The 12,530-nt window shown below is 58.6% G+C and carries 9 protein-coding genes and 1 pseudogene; 4 read left to right on the top strand and 6 right to left on the bottom strand.

The window, feature by feature from the left end:
• Positions 1-341: 341 nt before the first annotated feature.
• Positions 342-686 (top strand): annotated as a pseudogene (locus BMY36_RS02560) (hypothetical protein); the annotation flags it as partial.
• A gap of 490 nt (positions 687-1,176) precedes the next feature.
• On the opposite strand, the gene BMY36_RS02555 reads toward BMY36_RS02560, so the two are convergent.
• Positions 1,177-1,551: an ArsR/SmtB family transcription factor gene (locus BMY36_RS02555; protein ID WP_050520167.1), complete on the bottom strand. Its 375-nt coding sequence runs from the start codon at positions 1,549-1,551 to the stop codon at positions 1,177-1,179.
• A gap of 504 nt (positions 1,552-2,055) precedes the next feature.
• On the opposite strand from BMY36_RS02555, the gene purQ reads away from it, so the two are divergent.
• The 3 genes from purQ (at position 2,056) to BMY36_RS02540 (ending at position 5,881) form a co-directional block, all read left to right on the top strand.
• The gene (gene purQ / locus BMY36_RS02550; RefSeq protein ID WP_050520292.1) at positions 2,056-2,724 is read left to right on the top strand and encodes a phosphoribosylformylglycinamidine synthase subunit PurQ; all 669 of its coding nucleotides are present in this window, start codon (positions 2,056-2,058) and stop codon (positions 2,722-2,724) included.
• Between the two features lie 121 nt (positions 2,725-2,845).
• A complete protein-coding gene (locus BMY36_RS02545) occupies positions 2,846-4,549 on the top strand; it encodes an ATP-binding protein (protein WP_074818393.1) in 1,704 nt (567 codons plus the stop codon).
• A gap of 3 nt (positions 4,550-4,552) precedes the next feature.
• Positions 4,553-5,881: a sigma-54-dependent transcriptional regulator gene (locus BMY36_RS02540; protein ID WP_050520169.1), complete on the top strand. Its 1,329-nt coding sequence runs from the start codon at positions 4,553-4,555 to the stop codon at positions 5,879-5,881.
• 111 nt (positions 5,882-5,992) lie between these two features.
• Here BMY36_RS02540 and BMY36_RS02535 read toward each other — a convergent pair whose 3' ends face one another.
• From BMY36_RS02535 to BMY36_RS02515, 5 genes are all read right to left on the bottom strand, one after another.
• Entirely contained in the window at positions 5,993-8,416 is a 2,424-nt protein-coding gene (locus BMY36_RS02535; protein WP_050520170.1) for a GcvT family protein, read from the bottom strand.
• A 169-nt stretch (positions 8,417-8,585) separates the two neighbouring features.
• A complete protein-coding gene (locus tag BMY36_RS02530; protein ID WP_050520171.1) occupies positions 8,586-9,887 on the bottom strand; it encodes a branched-chain amino acid ABC transporter permease in 1,302 nt (433 codons plus the stop codon).
• Positions 9,884-10,894: a branched-chain amino acid ABC transporter permease gene (locus tag BMY36_RS02525; protein ID WP_050520172.1), complete on the bottom strand. Its 1,011-nt coding sequence runs from the start codon at positions 10,892-10,894 to the stop codon at positions 9,884-9,886. Before BMY36_RS02525 ends, BMY36_RS02530 begins: the two co-directional genes overlap by 4 nt.
• Before the next feature lie 4 nt (positions 10,895-10,898).
• The gene (locus BMY36_RS02520; protein ID WP_050520173.1) at positions 10,899-11,609 is read right to left on the bottom strand and encodes an ABC transporter ATP-binding protein; all 711 of its coding nucleotides are present in this window, start codon (positions 11,607-11,609) and stop codon (positions 10,899-10,901) included.
• Positions 11,610-11,690: 81 nt separating this feature from the next.
• On the bottom strand, positions 11,691-12,473 hold the full coding sequence (locus BMY36_RS02515; RefSeq protein ID WP_050520174.1) for an ABC transporter ATP-binding protein: 783 nt from the start codon (positions 12,471-12,473) through the stop codon (positions 11,691-11,693).
• Between the last annotated feature and the right edge of the window lie 57 nt (positions 12,474-12,530).

Genomic DNA, 12,530 nt, shown 5'->3' with positions numbered 1-12,530 from the left:
GCGCCCAAAGTGCAAGTGCCTTCACGCCCTTGCGGTCATTGCAAAACTGCCTGTGTTCGCGATTGGAAAGCCAATAGGCGTCCAATTTGTCTTTCGAAATATCGATCCCAATAGTATCGTCCATCTGTCTTTTCCTAACCTTGTCTTGCCATGCGGGCCCGAAGCCCACGTATCCGTTCAGGTCGTAAGAAAAGACGGAGGCGACCATACTCGTGCCCGGTCCACCTTGACCAAGAGGGGAACTGTCCGACCTCCGCCGCTGCCCGGCATAAATGCCGTGCCGGGCAGCTGTTCCAGCTTCGCAAAGGAACTGGCCAAACCATAAGACAAGAGGGACCGACCGGAAGGCCACCGCGATCATCCCCATCCGCAAGAATGGGCGACCGTGGAAAGAGGACTGCCCCGCCGCGATCGTCCGACACGAAACCCTGCGCGCCACCCGGCACTACGGCCGGGCATTCTGGAAGCGCTGGACTGGATACCATGCACGAAGCCGGATCGAGGCGAACCCTTTCATGGTTTGCAAGCAAACCATTGCCGGGCAACGGATGCGGTGCCTCAAAGCCTTCGGCGAGCGCATCGCCGCAAGGCACCCCGACAGCCAGACCGCCGAAATCCAGATCCGCATCGCCCTCATCAACCGCTTCAACGCCCTCGGCACAGCCGAAATCATTCGCGTGGCCTGACGTCAGCGGGGAAAGGGGAGGTCATGCCTCAGGCGTGAGTTGTGCAACAACGCCCTCGTACACTCAAAACACTGGGAAACAACCAAGCGGCGGTCAATGACAGTCGATTGTGGTTCCGTGATCTGAACTTTTCTTGGGCATCTTGTCAATTGCCTGCGACGGGTGCGTTTTAAAACATCGGTTTAATCTGGCTGCCTTATGTGGGCTGCGGCGTGGGTGGTCGCCCAATAGGCCAGCATCCGCCAGACTGGATGTGCAGGTGGAAGAATGTGACGTTGAAACGTGGGGAAGATTGCGCGGAAATTCGGTTGCGATAAGTTTGGCCTGAATATTCGCGATAATATGGGTATTTTTATATCACTGTTTTGGCAAAGGTTAAAATGGGGCTTATCTTTGCGGCAATAAACCCTGTTCAAAACCCAAGGTGTTTAAGAATTTTGGCGTGGCTTTCGTGTTGTGTTAAAAGAGGCCGCCCAAAGCGCTGCGTGGCCTATTGGGTGTTGGGCAGATCGCCGCAAAACATTTCATGGATCAGGCCCATCATGCGTTGCGCGCGCGGGTCGGACAGGGCGTAATAGATCGCCTTGCCATCGCGGCGGCACGACACCAACCCTTCCAGCCGCAGGCGGGCGAGTTGCTGGCTGACCGCAGCCTGACGGCTGCCCAGCAGGGTTTCAAGTTCGGTCACCGATTTTTCGCCCGAGGTGAGGTGGCACAGAATCATTAACCGCCCTTCATGCGAGAGGGCCTTGAGGAAATTGGACGCGTTTTCGGCCTGTTTCACCAAATCCTCGGCCGGGACCGATGCGCAGTCGATCGCGGGGGTCGCATCGCGGGCGGGGCGGCGCAGGGCGGCAAAGGACATTGGTGCGGCTTTCGTTGGATGATTGTTTGGGAAACATAGGGGGATTGGCGCAGATATTCAAGAAAGCGATAGTGTGGGGGGCGGGCGCGCGGAAAAAGGCGTGCATTTGATGTTTTATGACCCGACGCGGGTGGTTTTATTAACCAGATGGTAATGCGGCGCGCGCTATGATCGGGGGCAGGTGCGCTACTTTGGCTGGAGGCGATCCGTACGAAAAGATTTAGGGCCGTACACATCCAACAGGGCGTTCAGCAGCAAAAAGCCTGTGACGCCAGCGCAGGTCAACAGGAACAGGAGTTGAAATGTAGTTAAGTAGTCCATCATGGTCCCTTGCGCTGCATCCTTGGGGTCGTTGTTATGGCAGGTCTCCCTTTCGATTGTGTTAACAAGAGGGCGTGGGCGTGCCAAATCGGTGGAATTGGGCCAAAATGCGGGCGCAAGGGCTGGAACCAGCGGCGGTGATGGGCTATGGGATGCGGATATCCTTTGCCAGAGGGGCCGCCCATGAAAGCTGCTGTCATTACGTTTCCCGGTTCCAATTGCGACCGTGATCTTGCCGTGGCCTTTGCGCATGCTGGGGCGGATGTTCACCGGGTTTGGCACAAAGACACGGCGCTGCCAGAGGGCGTTGATGTGGTCGCGGTGCCCGGCGGGTTTTCGTTTGGTGATTATCTGCGCTGCGGGGCGATTGCAGCACAAAGCCCGATTGGCGCGGCGGTGCGGGCCCATGCGGCGCGGGGCGGATATGTGCTGGGGATTTGCAACGGGTTCCAGGTGTTGACCGAAATGGGGCTGTTGCCGGGCGCGTTGATGCGCAATGCTGGGCTGAAATTTATCTGCAAAACGGTGAAATTGCAGGTGGCCACCAGCGATAGCGTGTTCACCAGCGCTTATGTGCGCGGTCAGCGGGTGATGATTCCTGTGGCCCATCATGATGGCAATTACACGGCTGATGCGGATGTTTTGGCGCGGTTGCAGGGCGAGGACCGTATCGCCTTTACCTATAGTGCAAATCCGAATGGGTCGATGGGGTCCATTGCGGGGATTTTGTCGGACAATCGCCGGGTGCTGGGGATGATGCCGCACCCGGAACGCGCGGCGGAGCCTGCGCATGGTGGGGCGGATGGGGCGGCGCTGTTTGGCGCGGTCATGGGCGCTTTGGCGCTTGCCTGATCTTTGCGCGCTTGAGGTCATGCGCGCCGCGCCGTAATCTTGGTGCATGAATAATGTGCCATCCCAGCCCAAAATTGAGGCCACAATGCCCGTGCTGAAGTCAAGCCGCCTGTCTTGGGCGATGCGCGCGCTAATTGCGGGGCTGTTTGCGATGGCTGTCGCGGTGGTTTTGGTGACCAATTATTGGCTGACTGAACGGTTTACCGATGCGACCCGCAACCGGGCCGAGGTGCGATTGGCGCTGTATACCGGCAACCTGATTTCGGAATTGCAGCGCAATTCGGTGGTGCCGTTGCTGTTGGCACGCGACCCAGAGTTGATCCGCGCGCTGAGCGAGGCACAGTTTTCCAGCACATCGGCGCGGCTGATTTCGTTTCAAGCGGAAATCGGGGCGGCGTCGATTTTGCTGTTGGACAAGGACGGGCGTGCGGTGGGGGCGACCAACCGGAACCTGCTGGGGTCATTGCACCGCAGCGCGGCCTATTTTGTCGATGCGCAGCGCACCAAGGATACGGTTTTTTCTGCGCAACCGCGGCAAACCGGCGGCAATGATTTCACCTATTCCCGTGCGGTTTTGGCCGACAACCGGATGATCGGTATCATCGTGGTCGCGGTGGATTTGATGAAATACGAACGCGCTTGGGCCGGGTTGACCGATGCGGTTTTGGTGACCGACAGCGAAGGCCGGGTGATTTTGGCGACGGAACCGCGCTGGCGCGGGCTGTTGATGGCGGACGCGTTGGCCGCCCAAGATGCACCGTCCGCGATTGAACGGGCATTGCGCGCCACGACCGATTGGGCCGCCAACCGCCCTGATGCGTATTTGCGCGGCACTGCGGTGATGAAAACCGAGGCGCGGGTGCCGTTTCGCGGTTGGCGCATCCAGACCTTTACCGCTTACGATTCTGTGCGCGAACGGGTGAACGGGGTTTTGGCGCTGGAAATCATGGGCTTTGCGATTTTGCTGGCGCTGACGTTTTATGTGTTGTCACGCAGGGCTTGGTCGCAAAGCGCCAGTTTTCAGCGCGAAAGTGCGGAGTTGCGGTTGCTTAACGCGCGGTTGAAGCGCGAAATTGCGCAGCGTGAGAAGGTGCAAAAGGATTTGGCGGTGGCGGAATTGACGCTGGCGCAATCGTCGAAACTGGCGGCATTGGGGGAAATGTCGGCGGCGGTGAGCCATGAGTTGAACCAACCACTGGCCGCGATGAAAACCTATTTGGCGGGGGCGCGGCTGTTGTTGACGCGGCACCGGCCGGAGGAGGCGCTGTCTTCATTCCAGCGCATCGACGATTTGATCGAACGCATGGGCGCGATCACCCGGCAGCTGAAATCCTATGCGCGCAAGGGCGGCGAGGCGTTTGAGCCTGTGGATGTGCGCGCGTGTTTGTCATCGGCGCTGTCGATGATGGAGCCGCAGCTGAAAACCCGCGTGGTGCAGATCACGCGCAACCTGCCGCGCACGCCGGTGATGATTATGGCGGACCGTTTGCGGCTGGAACAGGTGATTATCAACCTGTTGCGCAATGCCTTGGACGCGACCAAAGAGACCAAAGACCCGCGCATTGATCTGGCCATTGCGGTGGACCATTCGGTGCATTTGACGGTGCGCGACAATGGCCACGGGATTGGCGAATTGGGCAGCATGTTCGAGCCGTTTTACACGACGAAAAAACCAGGCGAGGGCGTGGGGCTGGGCCTTGCGATTTCATCGGGGATTGTCACCGATTTGGGCGGGCGGTTGATCGCACGCAATGGTGAGGGCGGCGGGGCTGTATTTGAGGTGCAGCTTCCGATATTGGGCACAGAACTGGCAGCAGCGGAGTAGAATATGGCGCGTGCAATGAAGGTCGCGATTGTCGATGACGAAGCCGACATGCGGCAATCGATCAGCCAGTGGCTGGCCCTGTCGGGGTTTGAAACCGAAACCTATAGCTCGGCCGAGGAGGCGCTGAAGAAAATTGGCGCCGATTATCCGGGCGTTGTGGTATCCGATATCAAGATGCCGGGCATGGACGGGATGGCGTTTTTGAAACGCTTGATGAGCCTTGATAGCGGTTTGCCCGTGATCATGATCACCGGCCACGGCGATGTGCCGATGGCCGTAGAGGCAATGCGCGTGGGCGCGTTCGATTTTCTGGAAAAGCCATTCAACCCTGACCGCATGACGGAATTGACCAAGAAAGCCACGCAAAACCGCCGGATGACGCTGGACAGTCGCGCGCTGCGCCGCGAGTTGTCGGATGGGTCGATGCTGATGAAAAAGCTGATCGGTACGTCGGCGGAAATGGAACGGCTGCGCGAAGATATCCTCGATCTGGGCCAAGCCGACGGTCATGTGTTGATTGACGGCGAAACGGGGACGGGCAAAACGCTGGTCGCGCATGCGCTGCATGCGGTGGGGCCACGGGCGTCGAAAAAATTCGTCTCCATTTCTTGTGCGGCGTGGTCCGAGGATCAGTTGGCGGCGAAACTGTTTGGCCCGATGGAAGATGGCGCGGTGCCTTTGGTGGAGGAAACGCGCGGCGGGACCTTGTGTTTGGAGGATATTGAAAGCCTAAGCCACGGGTTGCAATCGCGGTTGCTGACCTTGATCAACGACCAAAGCAGCCCGCCCGAAACGCGGGTGATCGCGATTGTGAACGAACACGCACCCGACAAAACACTGGAAGATATTTTGCGCCCGGATCTGTTTTACCGGCTTGGCGCGCTGACCATTCTGTGCCCGCCACTGCGCGCGCGGGGTGAGGATATTTTGACCCTGTTCACCCGGTTGTCCGAACAATTTGCCGAAGAATATGGGTGTGACGCCCCGCAAGTGGCCGCCCAAGAGGCCGCCCAACTGCTGCAAGCGCCGTGGCCCGGCAATGTGCGCCAATTGGTGAATATTGCCGAACGTGCGGTGCTGCAAAACAGGCGCGGGTCGGGGTCGATTGCATCATTGTTGATGGCCGATAACGAGGCGGCGGGGCCAGCGCTGACCACCGAAGGCAAGCCGTTGAAAGACTACGTTGAAGCGTTTGAGCGGATGCTGATCGACAACACGATGCGCCGGCACAAAGGCAGCATCGTTGCGGTGATGGATGAATTGTGTTTGCCGCGCCGGACGTTGAATGAAAAGATGGCGAAATATTCCCTCAGCCGATCAGATTACACTTAAAGGCAAGACAGGAGGTATTTAGGCCAAGACGAATGGGCGTTTAATTCATCTTGGTAAAAATACCTCGGGGGTGAGGGGGGCAGCGCCCCCCTTGGTTTTATGCCCCGCGGTTTACCCCCGCATCCGCGCGCCATCTGCGTCAAACAGCGGCGTTGTCACCAACCGGGCAGGGCGCATTTCGCCAAGGATTTCGATCTCTACCATCAAGCCTTCAACCGCTTGCGCCGTTGGGATCAAGGCCAGCGCGACCGATTGCCCGGTATAGTGTGAATAGCCGCCGCTGGTGCAGTATCCTTGGACCGACCCATCAATCCAGACGGGTTCCCATGCGACCACATCCGCGCTGTTTGCATCCACGATAAAGGCGCAAAGGGTGCGTTTGGACCCGGCGGATTTTTCGGCAGACGCGGGCGCTTTGCCAATCCAATCACTGGGTTTGTTCCAGCGGATAAAGCGGTCAAGGCCGGTTTCGCCCGGCGTATAATCGGGGCTGTATTCGCGGCCCCAAGAGCCGAAAAATTTGTCCAAACGCAGGCTCATCATCGCGCGCATGCCGAAAGGGCGCAGGCCAAGATCGGCGCCGGCTGCGTTTAGCACCGTCCACAGGTGGCGCATTGACATGTGGTCGCAGTAAATTTCATAGCCAATATCAGCGGTGTAGCTGACGCGCTGTACGATGCAATCAGCCATGCCCACGGTCATGCGTTTGACATCCATGAATTTGAACGCGCCCGCCGACACATCGGCGCGGGTGACGCGTGACAAGAGTTCGCGCGCATGTGGTCCCGCGATTTGAAAGCCTGATCGCGCGTCGGAGATGTTTTCAACTGTCACACCGTCCATCGCGTTTTGGTCAAACCAGCGGCTGTGCCAACCTTGCGCGCCATAGCTGGAGGTCAGTTGAAATTCGGTCTCGGACAGGCAGGACACGGTGAAATCGCCGATGATCTTGCCCGAAGCGGCCAGCATGGGGGTCAGCGACAACCGGCCCGGTTTGGGGATTAACCCGGCCATAATCCGGTCCAGCCACGCACGGGCATTTGGCCCGGTGACGCGGTATTTGCCAAAGTTTTGCACCTCGTTGATGCCCACGGCATTGCGCACAGCCATCACCTCTTGCTGCGTCGCCTCCCATGCGTTGGAACGGCGGAAGGTCGGGTCTTCGTACCGCGCATCGCCGGGCAGGGCGAAATAGTTGACCACCTCCAGCCCGTATTGCTGGCCCCAGACCGCCCCCATGCCGTCGAACACGTCATACATCGGTGTGGTGCGGAACGGGCGGGCGGCGGGGCGTTCTTCATTCGGGTAGCCGACCGAAAACCGCATTTGATAGTTCTCAATAACCTTTGGCACGGTATAGCCGGGCGTGGTCCAATTGCCAAAACGCGCCACGTCAAAGCCTCGGGGATCGCGTTCCACCTCGCCTTCAATCATCCATTGCGCCAGCGCAAGCCCCATCCCGCCGCCTTGCGAAAAGCCGGCCATAACCGCGCAAGCCGACCAATAATTTCGCAGACCCGGCACAGGACCGATCAGTGGGTTGCCATCGGGGGCAAAGGTGAAGGGGCCATGAATCACCCGCTTGACGCCAGACCGTTCAAGCACCGGGAAACGGCGATAGGCGAAGTTGACAGAATCCTCAATCTTATCAAAACTCTCGTTCAGCAACTCATGGCCAAAGCCCCAAGGCGTGCCATCAATCGACCACGGCTCACAGGGTTTTTCATAAAACCCGATGCACAGGCCACGCCCCTCTTGGCGCAAATAGCTTTCACCGCCGGGGTCCATCACATGCGGAAATTCGCGGCCCAATTTCAAGATGTCCATGATTTCGGGAATATCATCGGTCACCAAATACTGATGCGCCATGGGCAACAGCGGCAAATAAACCCCCGCCATCGCCCCCACTTCACGCGCCCAAAGGCCCGCCGCGTTGACCAGATGTTCGCACGTCACGGTGCCTTTTTCGGTCACCACTTCCCAGCCATCCCGCGTTTGGGTGGTCGACAAAACGCGGTTGTGCAACACAATTTCCGCCCCCCCCATCCGCGCCGCTTTCGCATAGGCGTGGGTAGTGCCCGACGGGTCAAGATGCCCATCCAACGGGTCATAAAGCGCGCCGATAATCCCTTCCAAATTGACCATCCCATCGGTCAGCTTGGCAATCTCCTCTGGTCCCAAAATCTCGGTTTCAAGGCCCATATAGCGGTGCTTGGCGCGTTCTGCCTTCAGCTGTTCAAACCGCGCTGTATTGTCGGCCAGCGTGATGCCGCCGACATGGTGCAACCCGCAAGACATGCCGGTGATCGCCTCCAGCTCCTTATACAAACGAATGGTATAGCCTTGCAGGGCCGCCATGTTCGTATCGCCGTTCAGCGTGTGAAACCCGCCCGCCGCATGCCAAGTGGAGCCGGATGTCAACTCCGACCGCTCAATCAACATGACATCGGACCAGCCGAGTTTGGTCAGGTGATACAGCACGGAACAGCCAACAACGCCGCCCCCGATGACAACGACGCGCACATGACTTTTCATAGCAGTTCCCCTAACAATTTGCACTAGGATGGCCGGAAACGGCGAAACACGTCATGCAGTTTTGCGACAAAAAATGTCGCAACCTGCATCGTGCGCTTCGTGTTGGTCCAAATACCTCTGGGGGGTCCGGGGGGCAAGCAGCCCCCCGCGCGGGCCCCGCAGGGCAATCCTATTTTTCCGGGATCAACCCGCGCGGACTGAACCGCAGCACCAACAGCAAGATCACCCCCAGCGTCAGCAAGCGCATATGCGGCGCGGACTCGATCAGATGCGCTTTCAATGGCCCCTCGCCAAGGCCCAGCGTCAGCATCTGCATCACCCCCGGCCCCAGGCTTTCCACGATCAGCCACAGCCAACCAATCAACAGCCCGCCCAGCACCGCGCCCCAGTTGTTGCCAGACCCGCCGACAATCACCATCACCCAGATCAGGAACGTAAACCGCAGCGGGTTATAGGTGCCCGGCGTCAACTGCCCGTCCATGGAGGTCATCATCGCGCCCGCAAAGCCGATCACGGCAGAGCCGATGACAAACACTTGCAAATGGCGGCGGGTCACGTCTTTGCCCATCGCCTCGGCGGCGACTTCATTGTCGCGGATCGACCGCATCATCCGGCCCCAAGGGCTGTTCAGCGCTTTTTCCGACAGCCAGATCACCCCCAGCAAAATCGTCCCGAACAACAGCGCATAAACCAGTTTCACAAGGATGCTGGAGGCGGCGGCAGGGTCAAACCCCCAATTCGCGGCCCACTCCAAAAAGGCGGGAGTTTGCTGTAAATCCACCTCATAGGGCACGGGCCAAGGGCGGGGCAGGCCGATCATGTTTTTCACGCCGCGCGCCAACCAATCCTCGCTTTTCATCACCACGATGATTATTTCGGCGATGCCCAGTGTCGCAATGGCAAGGTAATCGGACCGCAGGCCAAGCGCGATTTTGCCAATGGCCCAAGCGGCAATGGCCGCCATAACGCCGCCCAAAGGCCATGCCAGCAAGGATGGCAGGCCAAGCCCGCCGATATTGCCGGCCACGGCGGGGTTAAAGGATTCGACTGCCGCCGTGGCCGGGTCCAATATGGCGCGATAAGCGAAATACCCGCCCCCAAGCACGGCAAACAGCACAAGCGTGCGCACTGGCCCTTTGCCAAGGCGGCGGTACAGCCATGTGGCAAAGGCGATAACGGCCGCGCCAAAGGCAAGCCCGGTCAGGATGCCCCAGCCGCCCATCGCCCAGCCCCCCGGTTCGGGCGGCGCAGACACCAGCACCACCGCCAGCCCCCCAAGCGCCGCAAACCCCATGATGCCAGTGTTGAACAGGCCCGCAAAACCCCATTGCATGTTGACGCCAAGCGCCATGATCGCGGACAAAAGCCCGATGTTGAGGATGTTTAGCGCGAGGTTCCAGCTTTGGAACATGCCCGTCGCGATATAAAGGACGCCGACCAGGGCGAACAAGATCAGGTTGCGTGTGTTCATCCCGATTTCCCCTTGAAAAGCCCCGTGGGCATGAACAGCAACACGATGATCAATATGATGAAACTGACGGCGAGTTTGTAATCGGTGGACAAAAGTTGCACGAGGCTGTCAGGCGCCAGATCGGCGGGCAGCAAGTATCCCAGCACCTTTTTCCACGCATAGGTCACCAGCACCTCGGAATAGGCGACAACAAAGCCGCCCGCGATGGCCCCCAGTGGGTTGCCAAGGCCGCCCACAACAGCGGCGGCAAAAATAGGCAGCAGCAGTTGGAAATAGGTGAAGGGTTTGAAGGATTTATCAAGTCCGTACAGCACGCCCGCAATGGTCGCGAGTGCTGCCACGATGATCCACGTTATCCGCACTACATGATCGGGGTTGATGCCCGACAGCAGCGCCAAATCTTCGTTATCCGAAAACGCGCGCATGGATTTGCCGGTGCGGGTTTTGTTCAAAAACCAAAACAACCATGCCACAACGATGATGGCGGTGACCACGGTGATCGCTTGGCTGGCGCGAATGGCAAGGCCTTCATCTAGGCCGGACCATGTCTTGAATTCGCCCGCTGTGATCAAAAACCGCGCACCATCGGCAAAGTTTTGCTCCTCCGCGCCGATGATGATGCGGGTCAGGCCGTTCATCACGAACATCACGCCCAGCGAGACGATAACCAATATCGTGGGCGCGGCCCGTTGCGCGCGGTAAAACCGGTACACCACGCGGTCGGTCATCAGCAAAAACAGCGCGGTCACAGCGATGCCCACGGGCAGCGCCAACAGGGCCGTTGGCAGGGGGCCAAAACTGACGCCAAGCGATTGCAGCCACCATGTCATCAAAATGGTGATCATGGTGCCAAAGGCCATGGTGTCGCCTTGGGCAAAGTTGGAAAACCGCAAGATGCCGTAAACCAGCGTGGCCCCCAAAGCGCCAAGCGCAAGTTGCGCGCCATAAGCGGTGGCAGGCACCACGACAAAGTTCAGGAAGGTGACAAGCGCGTTCAAAATATCCATCGCCTCAACCCCCCAAAAAGCTGCGGCGGACCTCTGGGTCTTCCATCAGCGCGCGGCCGGTGTCGGTGAAACGGTTGGCCCCTTGCACAAGCACATAGCCTTTGTCAGCGATCTCAAGTGCTTGGCGGGCGTTTTGTTCCACCATCAAAATGGAGATGCCCGACCGCGCCACTTCGATAATCCGGTCAAACAACTCATCCATCACGATCGGGCTGACGCCTGCGGTCGGTTCATCCAGCATAAGCACCTTCGGCTTTGTCATCAATGCGCGGCCCACGGCGACCTGCTGGCGCTGCCCGCCAGACAATTCGCCTGCGGGCTGGTTGCGCTTTTCCTTCAGGATCGGGAATAGATCATAGACCTGCGCCATCGTGTCCTTGATATTATCGCGGCGCAAAAACGCGCCCATTTCCAGATTTTCCTGTACGGTCATGGAGGTAAAGATGTTCGAGGTTTGTGGCACAAACCCCATCCCCTTGGCCACGCGGTCTTGCGGGGAAAGGGTGGTGATATCCTCACCGTCCAGCCGCACGGAACCGCCGCGCAGTTTCAGCATGCCAAACACCGCCTTCATCGCGGTGGATTTTCCGGCCCCGTTCGGACCCACGATCACGGCGATTTCACCCTTTTCGACAGCAATCGTGCAGCCGTGCAAAATATCGGCCGCGCCGTACCCCCCGGTCATTTGGTCCCCGATCAAAAACGGTTGCCCCATCACGCCCCCAAAGATGCGAAACCGCACCCTTTCTTTTTCTGTTCAAAAATATCCATCCGGGATTTGCCCCAAGTGTCCCTGTCACGCATTGGCTTTGACCTTATTTTTCAATCCGGTGCCCAGATAGGCCTCAATCACACGATCGTCGTTTTTGACCTCTTCGACCGTGCCTTGGGCCAACACTTTGCCTTCGGCAATGCAAATCACCGGGCCGCACAGGCGGGCGATGAAATCCATGTCATGTTCGATCACGCAAAACGTATACCCGCGCTCTTTGTTCAGGCGGATGATCGCGTCGCCGATGGTGTTCAGCAGGGTGCGGTTCACGCCTGCGCCCACCTCGTCCAGAAACACGATTTTGGCGTCCACCATCATGGTGCGGCCCAGTTCCAGCAGTTTTTTCTGCCCGCCAGAGATGTTGGCGGCTTTTTGATCGGCCAAATGGCTGATGGTCAGAAATTCCAGCACTTCATCGGCTTTGTTGCGGATGCGGCGTTCTTCATCGGCGATTTTGCCGCGTTTGAACCAAGTGTTCCACAGCGTTTCGCCCGATTGATTTTCGGGCACCATCATCAGGTTTTCGCGCACCGTCATGGAACCGAATTCATGCGCGATTTGGAACGTGCGCAACAGGCCTTTGTGAAACAATTCATGCGGGGGCAGGCCGGTGATATCGCGACCATCCATCTTAACGCGCCCCGATGTGGGGGGCAGACGCCCGGCGATGACGTTGAACAATGTGGTTTTGCCTGCGCCATTCGGGCCAATCAGCCCGGTGATGGAGCCGGTTTTAATTTCAAGCGAGGCGCCATCGACTGCGCGGAAGGCCCCGAATTTCTTGTGCAGATTTTGGACGCTGATCATGGTGCTGTGTTCCCCCCCGGTCGTTCAGTTTGGCCTGCGGTCGTATCGCCGCTTTGC

The sequence above is a fragment of the Pseudorhodobacter antarcticus genome (assembly GCF_900110135.1).
Lineage (GTDB): Bacteria > Pseudomonadota > Alphaproteobacteria > Rhodobacterales > Rhodobacteraceae > Pseudorhodobacter > Pseudorhodobacter antarcticus.
This window is presented reverse-complemented; position numbering and strand designations above follow the sequence as displayed.